Annotated in this window: 19 protein-coding genes and 2 pseudogenes; 19 read left to right on the top strand and 2 right to left on the bottom strand. The window is 39.8% G+C overall.

The window, feature by feature from the left end:
• Window positions 1-3: 3 nt before the first annotated feature.
• The 13 genes from A33I_RS05015 to A33I_RS04955 all read left to right on the top strand — a co-directional run bounded on the left by A33I_RS05015 (window position 4) and on the right by A33I_RS04955 (window position 11,724).
• Window positions 4-624 carry an NUDIX hydrolase gene (locus A33I_RS05015; protein ID WP_022627372.1) on the top strand — a complete coding sequence of 207 codons (621 nt, stop codon included), beginning with the start codon at window positions 4-6 and terminating at the stop codon, window positions 622-624.
• Window positions 621-1,244: a class I SAM-dependent methyltransferase gene (locus A33I_RS05010; RefSeq protein ID WP_022627371.1), complete on the top strand. Its 624-nt coding sequence runs from the start codon at window positions 621-623 to the stop codon at window positions 1,242-1,244. Before A33I_RS05015 ends, A33I_RS05010 begins: the two co-directional genes overlap by 4 nt.
• An 11-nt stretch (window positions 1,245-1,255) precedes the next feature.
• Entirely contained in the window at window positions 1,256-1,792 is a 537-nt protein-coding gene (locus A33I_RS05005) for a GNAT family N-acetyltransferase (RefSeq protein WP_022627370.1), read from the top strand.
• Between the two features lie 3 nt (window positions 1,793-1,795).
• Window positions 1,796-2,248 carry a DinB family protein gene (locus tag A33I_RS05000; RefSeq protein WP_022627369.1) on the top strand — a complete coding sequence of 151 codons (453 nt, stop codon included), beginning with the start codon at window positions 1,796-1,798 and terminating at the stop codon, window positions 2,246-2,248.
• A complete protein-coding gene (locus A33I_RS04995) occupies window positions 2,245-2,607 on the top strand; it encodes a DUF4181 domain-containing protein (RefSeq protein WP_022627368.1) in 363 nt (120 codons plus the stop codon). Before A33I_RS05000 ends, A33I_RS04995 begins: the two co-directional genes overlap by 4 nt.
• A 15-nt stretch (window positions 2,608-2,622) precedes the next feature.
• A complete protein-coding gene (locus A33I_RS04990; protein ID WP_022627367.1) occupies window positions 2,623-2,973 on the top strand; it encodes a cupin domain-containing protein in 351 nt (116 codons plus the stop codon).
• 85 nt (window positions 2,974-3,058) lie between these two features.
• On the top strand, window positions 3,059-3,259 hold the full coding sequence (locus A33I_RS04985) for a hypothetical protein (protein WP_022627366.1): 201 nt from the start codon (window positions 3,059-3,061) through the stop codon (window positions 3,257-3,259).
• Between the two features lie 228 nt (window positions 3,260-3,487).
• Window positions 3,488-5,032, top strand: a complete 1,545-nt coding sequence (locus A33I_RS04980; protein ID WP_022627365.1) for a pyridoxal phosphate-dependent decarboxylase family protein — start codon at window positions 3,488-3,490, stop codon at window positions 5,030-5,032.
• Complete coding sequence (locus A33I_RS04975; protein WP_152976434.1) at window positions 5,019-6,866, top strand: IucA/IucC family protein; 1,848 nt, start codon at window positions 5,019-5,021, stop codon at window positions 6,864-6,866. The genes A33I_RS04980 and A33I_RS04975 overlap by 14 nt, the downstream gene beginning before the upstream one ends.
• Entirely contained in the window at window positions 6,841-7,419 is a 579-nt protein-coding gene (locus A33I_RS04970) for a GNAT family N-acetyltransferase (RefSeq protein ID WP_022627363.1), read from the top strand. Before A33I_RS04975 ends, A33I_RS04970 begins: the two co-directional genes overlap by 26 nt.
• A complete protein-coding gene (locus A33I_RS04965) occupies window positions 7,388-8,701 on the top strand; it encodes a lysine N(6)-hydroxylase/L-ornithine N(5)-oxygenase family protein (protein ID WP_022627362.1) in 1,314 nt (437 codons plus the stop codon). The genes A33I_RS04970 and A33I_RS04965 overlap by 32 nt, the downstream gene beginning before the upstream one ends.
• Window positions 8,698-9,873 carry an MFS transporter gene (locus tag A33I_RS04960; RefSeq protein ID WP_022627361.1) on the top strand — a complete coding sequence of 392 codons (1,176 nt, stop codon included), beginning with the start codon at window positions 8,698-8,700 and terminating at the stop codon, window positions 9,871-9,873. Before A33I_RS04965 ends, A33I_RS04960 begins: the two co-directional genes overlap by 4 nt.
• Before the next feature lie 21 nt (window positions 9,874-9,894).
• Window positions 9,895-11,724: an IucA/IucC family protein gene (locus A33I_RS04955; RefSeq protein ID WP_022627360.1), complete on the top strand. Its 1,830-nt coding sequence runs from the start codon at window positions 9,895-9,897 to the stop codon at window positions 11,722-11,724.
• Window positions 11,725-11,797: 73 nt separating this feature from the next.
• Here the strand turns inward: A33I_RS04955 and A33I_RS04950 are convergent.
• Together A33I_RS04950 and A33I_RS21240 are read right to left on the bottom strand one after the other, a co-directional pair.
• Window positions 11,798-12,447 (bottom strand): annotated as a pseudogene (locus A33I_RS04950) (PTS sugar transporter subunit IIB domain-containing protein).
• A 15-nt stretch (window positions 12,448-12,462) separates the two neighbouring features.
• A pseudogene (locus tag A33I_RS21240) lies at window positions 12,463-13,095 on the bottom strand (BglG family transcription antiterminator); the annotation flags it as partial.
• Between the two features lie 503 nt (window positions 13,096-13,598).
• Here A33I_RS21240 and A33I_RS04945 point away from each other — a divergent pair.
• From A33I_RS04945 to speB, 6 genes are all read left to right on the top strand, one after another.
• Window positions 13,599-14,147 (top strand): hypothetical protein, encoded by a 549-nt coding sequence (locus tag A33I_RS04945; RefSeq protein WP_022627358.1) that lies wholly within the window; start codon window positions 13,599-13,601, stop codon window positions 14,145-14,147.
• Window positions 14,148-14,161: 14 nt separating this feature from the next.
• Window positions 14,162-14,734 carry a sugar O-acetyltransferase gene (locus A33I_RS04940; RefSeq protein ID WP_022627357.1) on the top strand — a complete coding sequence of 191 codons (573 nt, stop codon included), beginning with the start codon at window positions 14,162-14,164 and terminating at the stop codon, window positions 14,732-14,734.
• 217 nt (window positions 14,735-14,951) lie between these two features.
• The gene (locus A33I_RS04935) at window positions 14,952-16,283 is read left to right on the top strand and encodes an aminotransferase family protein (RefSeq protein ID WP_022627356.1); all 1,332 of its coding nucleotides are present in this window, start codon (window positions 14,952-14,954) and stop codon (window positions 16,281-16,283) included.
• 21 nt (window positions 16,284-16,304) lie between these two features.
• On the top strand, window positions 16,305-17,729 hold the full coding sequence (locus tag A33I_RS04930; RefSeq protein WP_083477589.1) for an aldehyde dehydrogenase family protein: 1,425 nt from the start codon (window positions 16,305-16,307) through the stop codon (window positions 17,727-17,729).
• Between the two features lie 240 nt (window positions 17,730-17,969).
• Window positions 17,970-19,397: a sigma-54 interaction domain-containing protein gene (locus A33I_RS04925; protein WP_022627354.1), complete on the top strand. Its 1,428-nt coding sequence runs from the start codon at window positions 17,970-17,972 to the stop codon at window positions 19,395-19,397.
• Between the two features lie 153 nt (window positions 19,398-19,550).
• Window positions 19,551-20,531, top strand: a complete 981-nt coding sequence (gene speB, locus A33I_RS04920) for an agmatinase (RefSeq protein ID WP_031311423.1) — start codon at window positions 19,551-19,553, stop codon at window positions 20,529-20,531.
• Window positions 20,532-20,535 lie beyond the last annotated feature (4 nt).

Below are 20,535 nucleotides of genomic sequence, written 5' to 3'. Positions count from 1 at the left end.
ATAATGGATACAGAGCATATAACAATCGTTGATGAACAAAGAAAACCAATCGGGGTCGCCTCACGGGCAGAAATACATAAAAATGGTCTCTGGCATGAAACGTTCCATTGCTGGATTGCAGGGAGGGAAGGAGACCATTATTATATTTATCTTCAGCGAAGAAGTGACCACAAAAAAGATTTCCCAAGTCTGTTCGATATAACGGCTGCCGGTCATATTTTGGCCAATGAAACAATAGAAGATGGTGTGCGTGAAGTCCATGAAGAATTAGGAATTGAAGTGACAATGAATGAACTGATCCCTCTTGGTGCGATAGAAGACTGCATCACAACGGAGCAATTTATTGACCGTGAATTTGCACATGTTTATTTATATTTTTTAAAGAACAATGACCTTTTCACTTTACAACAGGAAGAAGTTTCAGAGATTGTTAAAGTTGCTTTTATTGATTTCTATGATTTCTGTCTAGGATTAAAAAGCACCTTGGAGATTCAGCATGTAACAAAAAAAGGGAAAGAAAACGAAATCATAGGGATAACAGACTTTGTACCGCATCCCGACCAGTATTTAATTGAAGTTGCAGAAGCGATTAAAAAGGAGCTAGAAGAGGGGGGAGACGGGTGAACCATACTTGGAATAAGGTCATCTATAAGATATGGTCGCCTTTTTATGATTCGTTCTTTAACTCAGGGCTGTTTCTTAAAGCTCGCAAACAAGTATTATCAGATATTCCTTTTAAAGAAGGACAGAAGGTATTATTTGTCGGGGTGGGTACGGGGGCCGATTTAGAATTAATCGAATCCACTAAAATTGATATTACTGCCATTGATTTTTCTCCTGATATGCTGAATAAAGCTGAACTTAAATTTGCGAATTCATCGATTACATTTATTCAAATGGATGCTCTGAATATGGACTTTGTTGAGAATTCTTTTGACATCGTTGTGGGCAGTCTTATTTTATCGGTCGTCCCAAATCCAGATGCCTGTTTTAGCGAGATGAAACGAGTATTGAAGCGTGATGGAAAAGTCATCCTGTTTGATAAATTTGCACCCGAGACGAAGCAGCTTTCTTTACCGAAAAAAATAATAAGACCTATCGTAAAACTCTTAGGAACTGATATTGGGTTAAAGTTTGAGAGTATTTATATGCATCATAAAGAACAGGTCCAGATTATATTAGATCAACCCGTTATGCTAAATGGCATGTACCGAAAAATTATCCTAAAGAAAAAAGCTAATTAGGGGGCTAATAGATGATAGAAACGAGCAGATTACAATTGCGTCCGGTAGTATTAGAGGATGCCTGGCGTATCGAAGAGTTAGCGAGCGATTATGAGCTAGCTAAAACGACTTCAAATGTCCCGCACCCCTACCCAAAAGGCGGTGCCATAGACTTTATTAAAATAGTTGGCGAAAAAGAAAAGAAGGGCGAGATCATCCTTCTATCTGTAATAGAGAAATCTTCCAATCAGCTAATTGGTTTAATAAATATTAATATCAACCTCACCCATAATAGAGGAGAATTAGGCTATTGGATTGGAGTGCCTTATTGGGGCAAAGGCTATGGAACAGAAGCTGCCAAAGCTCTCTTAACATATGGATTTGAAGAGACTGGACTTAACCGAATCTATGCTGCTGCATACACAATCAATCCAGCTTCTTGGAAGGTGATGGAGAAAATTGGACTTAAGAGAGAAGGGGTCTTAAAGCAGCATTTAGCAAGGGCTGGTACATATTATGATGTCGTGTATTATGGCATGACGAGAGATGAATATGATGAAAGGAGCTAACTCATGAACAAAACCTTAATCTCCTATCACCAAACGATAGAACCTATTAAGAGCTTAGCTGTTCATCCTGCTAATGTACTTACTGACCCTATTGGCAAACACAAGTGGGCCATCAGGGAAATTATCGCACATATGTATTACTGGGATCATTTTATTCTTCAGAAAATGGTCCCACACATGGAAGACGGGGCTGATTTAGTCCCATTCCCTGACCATGATTCACATAACAGCGAAGGATTAAAATTGCTTGAAAATGAATCCATTCGATCGATTATTGACCGTTTTTCTAATGTACGTGAAGAGCTTGTTCAACGTTTAACAGAGCTAGAGCCGGATGTTCGGTTTACAATCGGTGGAGGCAAGCGTCAATTCTCCCCTGAGAGCTTCGTGAAGATTTTTGTGAAACATGATCAACATCACTTAAAGCAAATCAATGAAAAACTAAATAACTCATGAAGTTTTTTCTATATTTAATCATTGTTGCATTGATCATTTTTTTAGTAGAGAGAATGTTGCGTAAGAAGCTTGGTATTAAACATCGATATTTCAGTGAAACGAATGGGGAAAAAATTTATAACTGGGTGAAGCTTAGCATGCTCATTGTATTTATTATTGGATTAATTCCAGTGGTAAGCCTGGATGAATATGGCGAACTTTTCTTGTGGTATATCTTTAGTTATTTAATCCTCTCTAATGCTTTTGATACTTTCATGGAATGGAAGTACTTGAAGAGGTCTAAACAATATGTAATCAGCAGCACGATTTGGGTTATCGGTCTTTCAGCTATGCTTATATATGTGTTTGTATTGCAATAATAAGGGGGATCTCATTTGCAACTATTCCGTTTTGAAAAAGAAACTGGTCAAAAAGTAACACATTTTAACTCAAACTTCATTATGACAAAAATCGCAAAACTTGATTCTCCTGCACAAATTGGCTGCATGAATTTGGGTGAAGGAGGACTTATTGGCTATCACCAAGCGGCTGTACCCCAGCTTTTTTTGATAATAGAAGGGGAAGGCTGGGTTCGTACGGAGGATGAAAGGCTTTCCATCAAAAAAGGAGATGCAGTGTTTTGGGAGAAAGGCGAATGGCATGAAACCGGGACAGATAACGGACTGACGGCTATTTCGATAGAATCTCCGGGGTTAAACCCTGAGGAGTTTTTGGTGAAAAGATGATAAATCATTAAGAAATGTTGTTTATATACACTTATCTTTAATGATACACTTACATAAGATAAAGAATGTATAAGCGAGGTTTCCAATGATTGATTATGTAATTCGTGCAGCAGCTGGTTTTGTTATTTTATTGATTTTATTATTTTTGGGGCCATATACGAATATTGAATGGCTTCAACCGACCAGTCCTTACCGGTTTCTCATTGTTCCAATTGCCTTAATTGGCAGCTGGGTGTGCCTATACCTGTTCCGTAAGCTGAAACAAAAAAAGAGTGCAAGTGCTTAGAAAGAACGTGTGTTGATCAGTCAACACACGTTCTTTCTTTATGAATTTAGGACTGTAATGATAAGCATGAGTGTAAATAATCAAAGTGCTTTTCTAAATAGGTGACCATTTTACTGAATTTTCATTTTCAATTGACAATGATTATCACTTAAACTAACATAGCCAACAAGAGTTATTGATAATGATTTTCATTATCTTTTGATTTTTAAAATACTAGGAGGGATAAAAATGGGATTGACTCAGCTTGAGGAATTCAAAACGACCCTAATAAACAATGACCACTTTAAACGTTTTTTTCCGCAACAGGATATTGAAAGTATGTCTGAATATAATGCAGCGATCCAAACAGCAAAAGACGTGTTTTCACAAATAGTAACTAGTCAACCTCATCCATACACCGGACTTTCTCAAGCATCCATAGAGCAAGGCTTAGAATTAGCTTTCCCGGATGTCGTACCAGAAAGAGGTCTCTCAATCGATAAAGTAATGGAGAAAATCGGGGAAACCGTTATTGCTCACTCCATTCAAGTGACGAATTTAAGATGTTTGGCCCATTTGCATTGCCCGCCGTTAACATCAGCTTTAGCAGCAGAAGTACTGATAAGCGCATCCAATCAATCAATGGATTCATGGGATCAAAGTACATCTGCTACGGTCGTAGAAGAAAAAATGGTGAAGTGGCTGCGTGACCTCTTTTATGAAGATAAAACAGCAAATGGTGTTTTCACAAGCGGGGGTACCCAATCCAATTTAATGGGACTATTACTTGCACGGGATCATTTTTTACATAAGAAGTTTCATTGGGATACCCAACAAAATGGACTTCCAAAAGAAGCTGGGAGAATGAGAATTTTCTGCTCAGCTGATGCCCATTTTACTGTACGTCAATCAGCCTTCTTGCTTGGTTTAGGTGAACAAGCCGTGATTCCTGTAGAGACGAATCAGCATCACCGAATGTCCATAGATAAACTTAAAGAGAAGCTGCATCAAGCAGAAAAAGAAGATCTTATTCCATTTGCAATCATCGCAACTGCTGGTACAACGGACTTCGGCAGCATTGATCCTCTGAACGAATTAGCACGAGTTGCTGATCAATACAATGTTTGGCTTCATGTTGATGCTGCATATGGCGGGGCATTGATGCTTAGCGAACAACATAGTCACAAATTAGAAGGAATTAAACAAGCTGATTCGATCACGGTTGATTTTCACAAATTATTTTATCAACCAATCAGCTGCGGGGCTTTTCTATTAAAAGATGAGGAGCATTTCAATTACCTTAAACTTCATGCCGATTATTTAAATCCTGAAGAAGATGAAGATGAGGGTATACCTAATCTTGTAACCAAATCTATCCAAACAACAAGACGATTTGATGCACTTAAATTGTTTGCTTCTCTACAAGTGTTAGGAAAGGACACATTTGCTCAAATGGTAGATTACACAATAGACCTAGCCCAACATACAGCTGCTTTATTAGAAGAGGATTCCAACTTTGAAATCATTCATCAACCTGAAATAAATGCAGTTGTATATCGGTACTTTCCCAAAGAGCATAGAGAGGACCCTGTTTGGCTTAATGATACAAATGCATTTATACGTTCAAAGTTATTTGAAGCAGGAGCTGCAGTCATAGCAAAAACCCGAGTGAACAAATCTATTTACTTGAAATTCACCCTTTTAAACCCGTTGACAACAATAGAAGATATCAAAGAAATCATAAATCAAATGAAACAACTAGGAGAAGAAAGGGGTAGACATAATGATCGCTAAACAAATAGCTGAAAAAGCCACGATTCAAAGCTTTTTGAACTGCTACCTGCGCGAAACAGGAAAGGGGTCTTTAATTAATAAAAGTCAATTTAACGAATTAACAAATGATCACCTCTTTGCACATAGTGAAGTGAGCCAGGTAATCCATACCAAGCTCGCTTATCAAAATATGGATTTATTTATCCCGCTTGAATATTGGTCGCTCACTGGGAGACATCTTTTTTCCTTCCCGCTATATTATGCACAAAATACAGAGCAGAGCGACCTGCTTGAACTTGATTATCTGACTCTTGTAAGTCTTGTCATTAAGGAATTAACACTTGAATCTGGCGGGGGATCAACACGTGAGCAAGATGAACTCATGATGAGAGTCATTTTAAGTTGTCAAAATATCGAGATGTTTGTACGAGAAAGATTAGAGGAAGCCGATGAACTAACTGCTTTCGATATGGATTTTATTGATGCGGAACAGGCATTATTATTAGGCCATTTATTGCATCCCACACCTAAAAGCCGCCAAGGGATCAGCGAGTGGGATAGAGCCCAATATTCTCCAGAGTTAAGAGGATCGTTTCAACTGCACTATTTCCGTGTTCATCGCTCGCTCGTTTATGAACGATCAGCCCTGCAGCATTCAACTACTCATTTAATAAAGCAGAAGCTTATAGATCATTCAGATACATCAAGTGATTTTAAAGAGAAATACTGCGAGAAAGATGAGTATTCATTAATACCTGTTCACCCATGGCAGGCTGACTATTTAATGAGAAAACCACAGGTACAGCGAGCCATTAATGACGGATTGATTGAAAATCTAGGTAAGCAGGGGGCAGCGTATGAGCCGACTTCCTCCGTTCGAACAGTCTATCATCCCAACGAGGATTATATGTATAAATTCTCTTTAAATATAAAGATTACGAATTCAGTTCGTGCCAATAAAAATATGGAGTTAGAACGAGGAGTTGAAGTAAAGCACTTATTAGACACAGAGATAGGAAAAGATTTAAAAAGACGATTTCCTAATTTTGAAGTAATTAAAGATCCGGCCTTTATAACAGTAAAACTAGATGGGGAAAATGAATCAGGCTTTGAGGTCATATTGCGAGAAAATCTATTTAAAAAAGAAGAAGCTAGGAATGCCACACCAATTGCCGCGCTTTGCCAAGATACAGTCAGCGGACCTCCTTCGAGACTTGCTGCTATTATTCAACGTTTGGCTGAGAAGGAAGGGCGTTCTGTTGAAGCAGTCAGCATAGATTGGTTTACTCGTTATCTCAATAGGTCCCTTAAACCTATTTTTTGGCTTTACTTAAATCATGGCATTGCATTAGAAGCCCATCAACAGAACAGTGTCATCCATTTAAAAGATGGGTATCCTGACCGGTTTTATTATCGTGATAATCAAGGCTACTACTTTTCGGAATCCTTCTATGAAAAGTTAAGCCACGTGCTGCCTGGCATTAGTGAAAAGAGTAATACAGTTTGCTCGGATGCTATAGCTGATGAAAGGCTGCGTTATTATTTTTATTTTAATAATATTCTCGGTTTAATCAACGCTTTCGGGGTAGCTCGGTTAGTAGATGAAAGTATTCTTTTAGAGACATTACGGGAAGCGATATTAGAGATAGAGATTCCGGCTAAAAGTTCTTCAATGCTTATTGAAAGTTTATTATATGAAAAAACACTTCCTTGCAAAGCGAATTTACTTACTCGCTTTCATGATATGGATGAATTGACTGGTTCACTAGAAACTCAGTCTGTTTACGTCGAAATTGATAATCCTCTTGTCAGAAAGGAGCTTGTAACCAGTGAATACCCGAGAAGGAGAGTTTGATCATCTCATCACGTTTCGGGAAGTTGAGTTTGATAAAGACGTTGCTCGTTTGCATGAGTGGCATCATAAGCCTCATGTTATTCCTTTTTGGCAGCAGAACTTTCCGTACGACCACTATCAAATACATTTAAAAAAGCTTTTAGCAGATACACACCAGACTTTGTATATTGGCGAACTTGATGGTATCCCAATGTGCTATTGGGAAAGTTACTGGGCTAGTGATGATGCGATTGCCAATTATTATGACGCAGACGAAACAGACCAAGGCATCCATTTATTAATCGGCCCTGAATGTTATCTAGGTAAAGGATTATCCTTGCCTATACTTCGCGCAATGACAGCCTATCAGTTTACTGAGGAACAAACGATGAGAATCGTAGCGGAACCTGATATACGAAATAAAAAGATGATCCATGTTTTTAAAAAATGCGGATTTACACCTATAAAAGAGATCGATTTGCCAGATAAAAAAGGACTTTTAATGGTTTGTGAGCGAGAGGTGTTTTTCAGGAGGTGGAAGGATGTCCCATTTAGAAACGGACAATGTGTATGACGTAATAGGTATAGGCCTTGGCCCCTTTAACTTAGGCTTAGCAGCGCTTATTGAGGAAGGAACAGACCTTAACACAATATTCCTAGAACAAAAACCAGAATTTGAATGGCATGGAGGCCTTTTGATAGAAGAGACAACTTTACAAGTCCCTTTTTTAGCAGATGTGGTTACCATGGTGAACCCAAAAAGCCACTACAGCTTCCTTAATTATTTGCATGAAATGGACAGGCTCTATAAATTTTACTTTCTTGAAAGATTTCACATCCCAAGAAGAGAGTACAACCATTATTGTAAATGGGTTTCTAAACAGCTTTCCAATTGTCAATTTGAAACGCGTGTAGAATCAATTGAACATGATAAGACACAGCAGCTCTTCAGAATAGAAACGATACAAATGAAAACGGGGAAAAATAATACTTTTTACGCGAAAGACGTGGTACTGGGTATCGGGAGCTCTCCAGTCATGCCAGCAAACTTAAAGGCACAAGAAGGGAAGGACTTGTTTCACTCTGCACAATTTTTACATCACCGTGAGCGATTAAGAGAAGCCAATTCCATTACAGTCATTGGCTCAGGTCAAAGTGCAGCAGAGGTATTCCTTGAATTGTTAAAGGAGCAGCCTAATTATCAGTACAAGCTTGATTGGTTCACACGATCAAAAGGATTCCACCCAATGGAATACTCAAAGCTTGGTCTTGAACATTTTTCACCTGAATATATAAATTATTTCTATAAACTTCCGCAATCAGTAAAAGATGTGCAGCTTCCAAAGCAAGACCTGCTGTATAAAGGGATCAGCGCTCAGACCATATCCGATATTTACGACCTGTTGTATGAACATTCAATCGGCGGGGATAAACCTGATGTCCGCTTGCTTGCTAAAACAGAAGTAACTGATGTAGTGAGAATTGAGAACGGATTTACACTTCATTGCAATCAGTGGGAACAAAATGAGAGGTTTGAGCATAAAAGCGAGGTTATCATAGCGGCGACGGGATACTCACACCCGATCCCTCCTTTTATTAAGAATGTAGAGTCGATCATTAATTGGGATCAGGAAGCTCGCTACCTAATTACACACGACTATGAATTGAAATTAAAAGAATTGACCGATAACAGATTATTTGTTCAAAACGGAGAAATGCATACTCATGGGGTTGGTGCACCTGACTTAGGGTTAGGAGCTTATCGTAATGCTGTGATAATAAACAAGCTGGCACACAAGGAAGTGTACCCTGTTCGCAAGCGAAATGTGTTTCAGCAATTTGGAGTTCTTACGTGACTTCAACTAAAGTCCAGCAAGCTGTGCTCTTTCTATTAATCTACTATTTCATCTTAGCTGATGTCATTTTATCACCATTTTATCCACAATTTTTTTCTAAGGTGTTTGGAGTAGAAGACTTAGAATTTACGGCTCTGTATATCTTCATTTCTAGATTGACAGTCGTCATTTCCGTCCCAATATGGGGGATTTTATCTAAGCGTTTTGAAGTAAAGCACCTCATTTATACGGGGCAATGGATCTCAGCTGTGATGCTTTTATGCATGGCTATTTCACAGCATGAGATTCAATTCATGATATTCACCGTTTTATTATTAATAGGAAAAAGCAGCTTGTTTCTTATTTATCCGTTATTAATTCAATTAAATGAGGAAAAAAAGCGCACTCGAGTAGTTGGTATGTATCACATGGTATTTCATGCAGCAGTAATCACCGGCACGTTGACTGGAGCTTGGATCATTGCGCTAGAACAACCCTTATACTTGTTCATCGGTTTAGCAGCCATTGAACTTTTATTATGGTTCACTGCCTTTGTCACATTAAGATATTTAAATACACATACGACCCGCCCTCCAAAAGGTAAGCAGGGCTTTAGCCGAAAGCATGGATTTATACTAGCGGGCATAGGATTGATTTTGCTGCTCTTTCACACAGCAAACAACATGATCCGTCCCTATTTCACTCTTTATACTATGAATGAATTTCAGCTATCTAGCTTTGAGGGCAGCTTATTGTTTATGATGCCAAGTGCAATGGCGATCCTTGCTTTTCCTTTCATACAAAAGGGATGGTGCAAACACCGTGCACCGCTGATCTTTACCGTATCACTCACAGTATTAGCATTTACTCTTATTGTGCAAGGCTTGACAGATCAACTCATCTGGCTATGGGCGAGTAGAATAGTGTACGGCTTTTGTTTAATCATCTCACAAGCCGCACTAGAGCTGACCATCTTTAATCGAAGCACAAATCACGTTCAAATGTACGCTGCAGCTTCAACGTTTCAGAATGCCGGACTTCTCATTGCACCGCTCGCAGCTTCTAGTACAGCCGCTGCATTCACTCTAGCTTCACCACTTACCAGTGCAGGACTAGTATGTGTAACAGCCGTAATCGTTGCGTTATTCACATTTAATATGAGTGCTCAAACCGAAAAAAACAAAGCAGCTTAATTTTTATAAGGAGAGTGGAAAATGAATACTCAAACTCGTATACAGGATATAGTGACTGAAGAAGTATGGACCGAAGCAGGAAGACAGCTTCTCACTAAAATGATTACCGAATTTATGTATGAGGATATGATACACCCCACTGTAGTTCGTGAGGAAGAGGGGGGCGCTCTGTATCAGCTTTCTTTAACAAAGGATAACGGTAAGAAAGCGCAATATCAATTTAAAGCGAAGAAGCGATTAATGGGCAGCTATCATATTTTTCCAGAATCTATAACGTTCTTAAAAGACGGTGAATGGATTCATGCAAAAGATCCTATTCAATTTATTTTAGATATACAGCATGATGTCGGAATGAACCCCGTCACAACAGGCCACTTAATTAAAGAATACAACAATACTCTTTTAGCTGATGCTCACATTTTGCATAAGAAAAAAGCGACTACAGCTGATGAGTTGGTTGATCTTGATTATGCAGAGCTTGAAGGAGAGATGGAAGGGCATCCTTGGATCACCTATAATAAAGGACGGATTGGTTTTAATTATAATGACTATCTCTCGTATGCTCCGGAACAAAAAAAGGAAGTACAGCTCTCATGGATTGCTGCTCACCTGGATCACGCAACGTTTCATTCCGTCTCATCTGTAGATTATGAATCGATGATTAAAGGTGAGCTAGGTGAGGATAACTATCAACATTTTGTACAGATGATTGAATCTGAGGGAGTGGATGCAAGTAAGTATTATTTGATCCCAGTTCATGAATGGCAGTGGAATGAGATGATTGTATATTATTTCGCATCAGAAATTGCTTATAAACATATCATTCATTTAGGAAAAAGCGATGATCTCTATCTGCCCCAGCAATCGATTCGTACTTTTGTGAACCGTAGTGCCAAGCATAAGCATCATGTAAAGCTGCCGATGAGCATACTAAACACACTTGTCTACCGCGGTTTACCAGGTGAGCGGACAGTAGTCGCACCTACGATCACGGAGTACATTCACGACATACGCGATAAAGATACATTTTTAAACAAAGAATGCCGTATCATTTTACCTGGAGAAATTGCAAGTATGAATTATGAGCATCCTTACTTTTCCAAATTAACTGGTGCTCCTTATCAATACCATGAAATGCTCGGAACGATCTGGAGGGAGAGTATATACAGTTTCTTAGATGAAAACGAGCATGCTGTTACATTAGCGTCTCTTCTTTATGTAGACGATAAAAAGAAGCCGTTCGTAGCAGCACTAATCGAACGATCCGGCTTAACAACCAAAGAGTGGATGAATGCATTATTTGATGTGGTCGTGCAGCCGCTCCTTCATTTCCTCTACAAGTATGGTACGGTTTTCTCGCCGCACGGACAAAATACCGTGGTTGTGTTAAAGAATCATATCCCGCACCGCTTAGCGATGAAAGACTTTGTTGATGATGTAAATGTCAGTGATGAGCCTCTGCCTGAACTTGAGCATTTGCCAAAAGAATTGAAACCCGTTCTTCGCAGCGAGGGAAGAGAAGGTCTTTGCCAGTTTATATTTACCGGGCTGTTCGTCTGCCACTTCAGGTATCTCGCTGATATTTTAGATACTTTTGAGTACATGGATGAAGAGCAATTCTGGCTTTCGCTCAGAAACACGATCATTGACTACCAGAATCGTTTTCCGGAGTTAAAAGACCGCTTCACACTGTTTGATTTGCTTAGACCTCAATTCACAAAATTATGCTTGAACCGTAACCGTATGATTGATTATGGATATGAGGATGATGACGATCGTCCCCATGCTTCAGAATACGGTAAAGTCCAAAATCCATTGCATATAGCTGCAACTAGGTTAGCAGCTTTTTAAGCACAATCGGGCTGCCCCTGAGATCTTTAATGACCTATTGGGACAGCCCGATTTTTTTAAACTTTATTAAATATTAATTAAACAAACTCATTAACCAACCTAGTAGAATTCCTACAACTCCGAAATCAGAATCACCGAATGTTGTTCCTTCAAATCCTATAGAACCAAGGACTGGTAGTAAGAGGGCAGGTAAGAAACTAATAAGAATACCGTTTGTGACCGCTCCTAAGATCGCACCGCGACGGCCGCCCATTGCATTACCGAAAACTCCGGCAGCGGCTCCTGTAAAGAAGTGAGGGACTAAGCGGGCACGATTAAAGCAAGACCGAATACTGGTAAGATGAACATACTTCCGAGTCCTGCAAGAAAACTAAAGAGGAAACCGATAATTACTGCATTAGGTGCAAACGGAAAAACAACAGGTGCATCCAAAGCAGGTTTTGCATTTGGAACAATTTTATCAGCAATCCCTTTAAAGGCAGGAATGATTTCAGCGAGTAACATACCTACCCCAGCAAGAACCGTTTGCTTCTGCAGTGAAACTGTCGTAAAAATCAGATCGGCATTTGTTATAGATTCTTCTATTGAAGTCACTACTTCAAAATCAAGTGTTGAAAATAAGGTTTCTAACTGACTTTTCAAGATCTGAGAAGTTCCAATACCGCTTGAACATACAATCAACGCATGTTTTCTTTCAGCTGGCTGACTTCCTTCTTTTCTCATCCATCCCCCAAAGTGCATCGTGATGTAAGCTGCTTCATCATCATTAATGGCTGCGCCTACAAAGCGTTCTAAATGAGGAAGGACTTTTTTTGTCAGTTCAAAGACATCTCCATATTTCTCTTTTATCGATTTCGTTAGAGGGTTCTTAGCTGAAATCCCATATTTTAACCGATAAAAGGCTGGCCTGATATGAATTAAAAGATTCTCTTCAACCGCTCTGAAGTGCTCAAACTCAATACATGCATACCTTTGAAAATCAATCACCATTTTTCTTACGACGTCTTCAAGCCCATTTACAGTACTCATTGGACTGTCAGAGAGCGATCGTAAACTCAACAAGAAGATGGTCAAATAATAAATTTCATCCTCAGGGACCGACAGTTGGTTCGAGTTGAATAGTTCTTGACTAAGAAGTTCTGCTCCTTTGTAAGCACGATTATTCTCTAAAGCCAATTTTTCATCTTTTGTTAAAAAGACATATTCCCCTTGCTTCATTCTCTCTAAGAAAAATGCTATATGCCATGTTAGCTCTTCAATAGATTCTGGATTTAACTGCACATCTAAATCGTTTTGAAGTACTTGCAACAACTGAACATTATGCTCAACTGTTTCTATTAAACATGGATTTGCTTCCTTCCAAATAGACATCAATTCTGTGGAAAAATCATTATCTTTTTGAAAAGTAAAAGCATTCACAAACCATTTTCGAAGTTCAAATTCCGGTCCATGGATATAGTAACCTTTACTTCGCTCATAATTGATCGTAAGGCGATATTGCCTAGCCTGCTGTTTAATCGCTTTCAAATCATTTAAGCAAGAATTCCTGCTAGCTTTAGTTACCGTTATTAGGTCTTTCACATAAATAGGTTCATAGCTGGTAAAGAGTAGGATTAAAATTAATTTTTGCCGCTCATGAGCCGTGTACTCATACTGGATTTTTTTATTAAGCTTCACATGCTCTGGAATCTTTTTCTTCGCTGATGTTGTAATAAATATACCTACAGACTTTACTTGTTGAACTTGATCAAGTTGATTGTCTTTTAACAAATCATTTATTTTTTCAAGATTGTAATAGATGGTTCTCCTTGAAACCTTCTATAAATTTCCTTCGTCTCATTTCTAGTAGCAAGATAAAGAAAGGTGGGTTCTAGATGAAACTTTTAATGGTTATATCAGCCGTTACTTTGCTTACTGCGTGTGGCACTCATAAGGTTGATGTTGAGAGAGAACTAGAGGAGCGAACGTTTGTTCATTCAGAAAAACAAACAGAAGAAATCAGGTATACCATCTATACAGATAAAGAGGTTTATCAGGAAGGGGAAGTCATCAAAGCATGGACAGAGAGTATGTATGTGGGTGAAAAAGAGGAAATAGTGATAGGGCATGGCGGAAGGATCTATTACAATCATATTAAGCCGTTGGATGGTGATTTTGAGCTTGAGGGAGCAATGGTGTTGCCACTACTCTATACCACCTTAACAAAAGACATACCGCACAGAGAGGATTTTGTTAAAACAGGGGCATGGGATGCAGACTCCAAAGAAAATGAATTTTGGGAAGATTTCTTTGCTGATGAGGATCTCATGTTGCCGCCGGGCGTGTATGAGTTGATTGCTGAGCCTTCTTTTCATTATAGTAAGGAAGGGAAAGAAGTTCATGTAAGTGAAGGAATCAGCAGGATCATAACAGTAGAGGACTAACGGAGGGGTATGGGATGAAAACGGAGAAACAAAAGATGATAGACGGTGAACTTTACGAACCTTGGGACCCAGAACTCATGCGAGACCGTGAGCAGGCAAGATATTTAACTCGAATGTTTAACGAAACGACTGAGTCACAGTATGAAAAGCGCATCCAAGCCATCAAAAATTTATTTGGATCGACCGGTGACGATATATATATGGAGCCTAATTTCAGATGTGATTACGGCTATAATATTCACGTTGGCAACCACTTTTTCGCTAATTTTGACTGTGTCATCTTGGATGTATGTGAAGTTCGTTTCGGTAACAACTGCATGCTTGCACCAGGGGTACATATTTACACAGCCACTCATCCAATTAATCCATTTGAACGGATCAAAGGTCCAGAGTACGGTAAGCCTGTCACAATTGGAGATAACGTTTGGATTGGCGGCAGTGCGATCATCAATCCCGGAATTACGATTGGTGACAATGCGGTGATCGCAGCCGGAGCGGTTGTCACAAAAGATGTTCCTGACAATGTGATTGCAGGTGGCAATCCTGCACGTGTGATTAAAGAAATTGATTTGAATGACAAGAGGTAGAAGACAAGTTGAACACTTGTCTTTTTTTGTATCAATTAATTTAACGATAAATCAAACACACTCTTTCGATTAATATTTTAATCGTATTTCAACTTATCCGATCTAATATTAAATCAATCAGGCACAAACTCTTGATTTACCAAGCATTTAAAATTGGCACAAACTTTGCACTATATTTAGGTACAAGAAGAATTGCAGATAAAGGGGAGTGTTTGTGATGTCACAACAAACAAGTAAAATCGAAGAGCTTCGTGAATTGGATAAGAAACATTATTTACACCCTACTTCACCAATTGGCGCACAGCAAGAGCATGGTCCTGCTTTTATATTCACAAAAGGCGAGGGAATTTATTTAACAGATATGTCAGACCAAAAAGTCATCGACGGAATGTCTTCTTTATGGAATGTCAATATCGGTCATGGACGCAGTGAAATTAGTGAGGTAGCAAGTAAACAAATGTCGACATTAGCGTTTAGTTCCTCTTTTGCGACATTCAGTAACGAACCAGCTATCAGGCTTTCAGCAAAGCTTGCAGAAATTGCTCCAGGAGATCTAACTGCCACCTTTTTCACTTCTGGGGGCTCAGAATCAAATGATACGGCCTACAAGCTGGCAAGACATTACTGGATATTAAAAGGCGAGCCTAAGCGTAAAAAAATCATTTCACGGACACATTCCTATCATGGTGTGGCTATGGGAGCAACAAGTGCCACAGGAATTCAAGCTTTTCGTGATTTTACAAACTCACTTGCTCCAGACTTTCATTATGCCGATCATATGTCATCTGAAGCGTTAAGACAGGTGATTGAGTCAGAGGGGCCAGAGACGATTGCGGCCTTTATTTCTGAACCGGTTCAAGGAGCAGGCGGTCTTCATATCGCAACAAAAGAATACTTTAAAGCGGTGAGAGAGATCTGTGATGAGTACGGAATTTTGTTTATTACAGATGAAGTTATTACAGGATTCGGGCGCACAGGTACGTATTTTGGAATGGATCATTATGATGTTGCTCCTGATATGATGTGTTTTGCAAAGGGAGTCACAAGCGGTTATGCCCAGCTTGGCGGGGTTATGATCTCAAGCCGTATGCATGAAGACTTTACAAAGCTCTCAACTGGCACTCTCCTTCACGGGTATACGTACAGCGGGCATCCAGTAGCATGTGCAGTCGCTCTTCGGAACCTCGAGATCATTGAGCGTGAAAATTTGATAGCTAATTCAAGCCAAATGGGTGTAGAGATGTTAAATGGATTTAAAAACTTGCAGGATACTTTTGAAAGTATTGGTGATGTCCGTGCGCTCGGCTTAATGGGTGCGATTGAGTTTATGAAAGATAAAGAAAAAGGAGATAGATTTCCGCAGCCGCTAGCACCTATGGTTGTTACGGAAGCCGCAAAGCGTGGATTGATTCTGCGTTCGGTTGTCTTTAACGGACAGGATACTCTCGTTTTCTCTCCTCCATTAATTATCACAAAAGAGCAAATCAATGACATGATAAGCATATTACATGAAGCAATCAAAGCAGTAGAGACATCCATAATACAATAATTAAAAAAGCGAGGGATCAAGGTGAAAAAGCATCTATATATAAATGGTCAATGGGTGGAAGGACATTCCTATACAGAATTATCCTCTCCTTATACGGGAGAAAAGATTGCAGACATTGCATCAGCTAATGAAGAACAGGTAGAGGCAGCTATTGAAGCGGCTGAAAAAGCGAGCAAAGAAATGGCTGAACTCGCTAGTCACAAACGGGCAGCCATTTTAGAAAGAGCTGCAATAAAATTAGAAGAGCGTAAAGAAGAGGCAGCTCAATTGATTGCACTTGAAGCAGCAAAGCCGATTAAAACGGCCCGTGCTGAAGTGGCAAGAACCATTGCGACCTACAAATTCTCGGCTGAGGAAGCGAAACGGATTCACGGTGAAACCTTGCCGCTAGATGCTCAAGAAGGCGGCGAAGGGAGAACAGCCTATACGGTACGTGAACCACTTGGGGTTGTCGCAGCTATTACTCCCTTTAACTTCCCAATGAACCTTGTTGCCCATAAAGTAGGTCCAGCAATTGCATCAGGAAACGCAGTTGTCCTTAAGCCTGCAGGTCAAACACCACTATCCTCACTGTTTCTAGCAGACCTTTTTGAAGAAGCAGGTCTTCCGAAAGGGGCATTAAATATTGTTACGGGGAGCGGAGCTTTAGTCGGTGAAAAACTTGTTACAGATGACCGTGTGAAAAAGATCTCCTTCACCGGAAGCCCTGAAGTAGGAATAGGCATTCGTAATAAGGCGGGTCTTAAGAAGGTCACGCTCGAGCTAGGCTCAAATGCAGCTGTCATTATTGATAAAAACGTAGATATAGATAAAATCATCTCTCGTGCCGTTTCTGGAGCCTTTGCTTTCCAAGGCCAGGTGTGTATTTCCTTGCAGCGTATCTATGTAATGGATGAAGTGTATGAGGAGTTTGTTGAAAAGTTTGTTCAAGAGACTAAGAAGTTAACCGTCGGTGACGCATTAGATGACCAAACGGACGTATCAGCTCTTATCAGCCCGAAAGATGTCAAGCGTGCTCTAAGCTGGATTGAGGAAGCGAAGGAAAACGGGGCCGAGGTTGCTTGCGGAGGAGAAGCAGAAGGGAATATTCTTTATCCTACCGTCCTGCTCCATGCAGGAAATGAATTGAAAGTATCGTGCCAGGAAGTGTTTGCACCGATCGTTCATATTAACAAAGTGACATCCATTGATGAGGCAATCGATGAGGTTAACAACTCTAAATACGGTCTGCAAGCTGGTATTTATACAGAAAACATTCATACCGCTTTTGCAGCGACAAAAAAGATCCATGTCGGCGGTGTGATGATTAATGATATTCCAACATTCAGAGTCGACCATATGCCTTATGGCGGTGTCAAAGAAAGTGGCGTTGGCCGCGAAGGCGTAAAATATGCGATCGAAGAAATGACCGAGCAAAAATTGATCGTTTTCAATCATAACTATTAAGCTAGGTATGGCGGGCGCAGATGCCCGCCATTTTTTGTTTGTGTAAAGATCGGCGCAATTATGAGGCAACTGACGCAATCATTTTTTGAAAGAAGTTAATTCTCTCAGCAATAAATCCAATTCCGAATAGAAGTAACGTAAATCTTGACTGAACAGACGCAAAAACACTCTTAACCAGCACAATCCAGCACAAAAAATGATATATTTGATGGTACAAACTCCTAGAAGGGAAGGTTTTCTATGGATTCAGGAAATAACTTCGTTGAGATAGAGTTACAGGCAATTTTAAAAGGGTCAAAGGACAATATTGTTATTACAGACGGGGATGGCAATGTGTTGAAGGCTAGCCCTAATTGTCTTGATATATATGGCGTAGAGTTTAACCAGATCCTAGGCCGCTCTGTATATGATCTTGAAAAAGAAGACATCTTTTCCCCTTCAATTACGGTAAAAGTATTAGAAGAAAAAAAAGAATGCCAAGTGCTTCAGCATACAAAAGGAGAACGAACGGTGCTTGCAACAGGAGTGCCGGTGTTTAATGAGAACGGAGCACTCATTCGTGTCATCAGTTTTTCATACGATTTAACTGAAATTGAAGAGCTGAGAGAAAACTACCATACGCTGCAGGAGAAAATGGGGCTATACGAATCACAGATAGAAGAGCTGCTTGAGAAAGAAGGACAAGATCGTAATGTCATCTTAAAAAGTAAAGCAATCAAACGCGTATGGGAGCTTGTTAAAAGAGTATCTGATTCAGAAGCAACTGTCGTATTTTTAGGGGAATCAGGCGTTGGGAAAAATGTATTTGCGAAGTCGCTTCATAGTGGCAGCAGCCGAGCTTCAAAGCCTTTCATTGAAGTAAATTGCAGCGCCATACCTGAAGCGTTATTTGAATCAGAAATGTTCGGGTATGAATCGGGTTCATTTACCGGAGCACATAAAAAAGGCAAGCCCGGCATGATTGAATTAGCAGACGGCGGCACATTATTTCTTGATGAAATTGGGGAATTACCTTTATCTATGCAAGCGAAACTCTTAAAAGTGCTGCAAGAAAAGACTGTCACACGAGTGGGCGGATTAAAACCTCATAAAATTGATTTCAGGCTGATTGCCTCAACTAATCAAAACTTAGATGAAATGGTCAGAAGCGGTTCATTCAGGCAAGATCTATACTACAGGCTTCATGTCATACCGATCGAAATCCCGCCGCTGCGCAAAAGAAAAGATGATATTCTACTATTAATTCAGCACTACCTCCACAGCTTTAATAAAAAATACAATGTACATAAGCATCTTCAAGCACTTGCGCTCGATGAATTACTTGCCTACGACTGGCCAGGAAATGTGCGTGAATTAGAAAATACAATGGAACGATTGGTGCTTACCTCAGAGAAGGACCGTATTGAAATAAGTGATTTGCCGATTCTGATTCACAAGCAGCAGCATAACTCAATGGAGGAGGCTACAGCCAGTCAATCCAATGAGGCAATCAACGCCTCCACCTATAAAGAAGCAATGGCGCAAGTAGAAAAACATTGGCTTGAACATGCTTTAAAACAATGCAAGACGACGTATGAAATGGCTGAACTTCTTAGATTAAGCCAATCAACTGTTGTGAGAAAGCTCCATAAATACAATCTTAATTCAAAAATGCATCTTAATTCATAAAAAACTTAAATTCAGCCCATTTAATTCAATAATGAATTAAATGGGCTTTTCTTGTATGTTTTACAATGAAATGAAACTGGCACAGGTCTTGCAATTAAAAGATAGTATCAAACTTTTTTAATGATAGCAGGAGGTTATTCGATGACTAAACCTATGTACCAACCAAAAGATTCTTCTCAGTCACCTCGCTTTTGCGGAGTGCGCACATTTATGAGACTTGAGGCAATTAAAACGACAGAAAATGTAGACTTTGTTATTTTAGGTGTTCCTTTTGACACAGCTGCATCATTTCGCACAGGGCAAAGATTAGGTCCGCAGCATATTCGAGATTTTTCAGTGCTGCTTAGACCATACAACCCAGATCAAGATATTAATATTTTTGATTATGCATCGGGAGTGGACTATGGAGATGTGAACGTTGTACCAGGAAATGTTCATCGCACATATGAGGCGATTCAAAATGAGCTTCGTCCCATCCTTCAGCATAATATTACACCAATTATACTAGGCGGCGATCACTCTATCAGTCTTGGCCACCTGCGTGCCTTTGCAGAAAAATATGGGCCTGTAGCTCTAGTACTGTTTGATGCACATGCCGATACCTGGGATCACTATTACGGCGAAAAATACATGCACGGGACACCGTTTAGACGCGCTGTAGAAGAAGGGCTGATTGATGTTGAACATTCAATCATGGTTGGAATGCGAGGCTCGTTATACGGTCCTGATGATATGAACGAAACACGTGATCTAGGTTTTGAAGTTATAACCATGCAGGAGTTCCGCCAAATCGGTTACGCAGAAACAATAAAAAGAGTGCATAAACGAGTAGGTGATGCGCCGCTATTTGTATCTTTTGATATAGATTTTGTCGATCCAGCCTATGCTCCTGGAACCGGCACTCCTGAAGTATGCGGTGCGACCAATTACGAAGCACTGGAATGCGTTCGTAAATTAAATGGGTTGAATATAGTCGGATTCGATTTAGTTGAAGTACTCCCAACCTATGACAGCGGGGAAGTCACTGCGGTTATGGCTTCAGCAGTTGCACACGAAATGATGTCTTTAGTGGCATTAAAAAAGAAGCGAGAACAGCAGGAGAGCAAGATAGAAGCAGGAATAGTGAAGGAGTAGAAAG

The organism is Alkalihalophilus marmarensis DSM 21297 (genome assembly GCF_000474275.2).
GTDB lineage: Bacteria > Bacillota > Bacilli > Bacillales > Bacillaceae_D > Alkalihalophilus > Alkalihalophilus marmarensis.
The sequence above is the reverse complement of the archived record's forward strand: the minus strand, read 5'-3'. Positions and strand labels throughout refer to the sequence as shown.

Excerpts from the sequence above, each read along its gene's own strand:
- A33I_RS05015 (WP_022627372.1), top strand. The coding sequence starts at position 4 with ATGGATACAGAGCATATAACAATCGTTGATGAACAAAGAAAACCAATC.
- A33I_RS05005 (WP_022627370.1), top strand. The coding sequence starts at position 1,256 with ATGATAGAAACGAGCAGATTACAATTGCGTCCGGTAGTATTAGAGGAT.
- A33I_RS05000 (WP_022627369.1), top strand. The coding sequence starts at position 1,796 with ATGAACAAAACCTTAATCTCCTATCACCAAACGATAGAACCTATTAAG.
- A33I_RS04995 (WP_022627368.1), top strand. The coding sequence starts at position 2,245 with ATGAAGTTTTTTCTATATTTAATCATTGTTGCATTGATCATTTTTTTA.
- A33I_RS04985 (WP_022627366.1), top strand. The coding sequence starts at position 3,059 with ATGATTGATTATGTAATTCGTGCAGCAGCTGGTTTTGTTATTTTATTG.
- A33I_RS04980 (WP_022627365.1), top strand. The coding sequence starts at position 3,488 with ATGGGATTGACTCAGCTTGAGGAATTCAAAACGACCCTAATAAACAAT.
- A33I_RS04965 (WP_022627362.1), top strand. The coding sequence starts at position 7,388 with ATGTCCCATTTAGAAACGGACAATGTGTATGACGTAATAGGTATAGGC.
- A33I_RS04955 (WP_022627360.1), top strand. The coding sequence starts at position 9,895 with ATGAATACTCAAACTCGTATACAGGATATAGTGACTGAAGAAGTATGG.
- A33I_RS04945 (WP_022627358.1), top strand. The coding sequence starts at position 13,599 with ATGAAACTTTTAATGGTTATATCAGCCGTTACTTTGCTTACTGCGTGT.
- A33I_RS04940 (WP_022627357.1), top strand. The coding sequence starts at position 14,162 with ATGAAAACGGAGAAACAAAAGATGATAGACGGTGAACTTTACGAACCT.
- A33I_RS04935 (WP_022627356.1), top strand. The coding sequence starts at position 14,952 with ATGTCACAACAAACAAGTAAAATCGAAGAGCTTCGTGAATTGGATAAG.
- A33I_RS04925 (WP_022627354.1), top strand. The coding sequence starts at position 17,970 with ATGGATTCAGGAAATAACTTCGTTGAGATAGAGTTACAGGCAATTTTA.
- speB (WP_031311423.1), top strand. The coding sequence starts at position 19,551 with ATGTACCAACCAAAAGATTCTTCTCAGTCACCTCGCTTTTGCGGAGTG.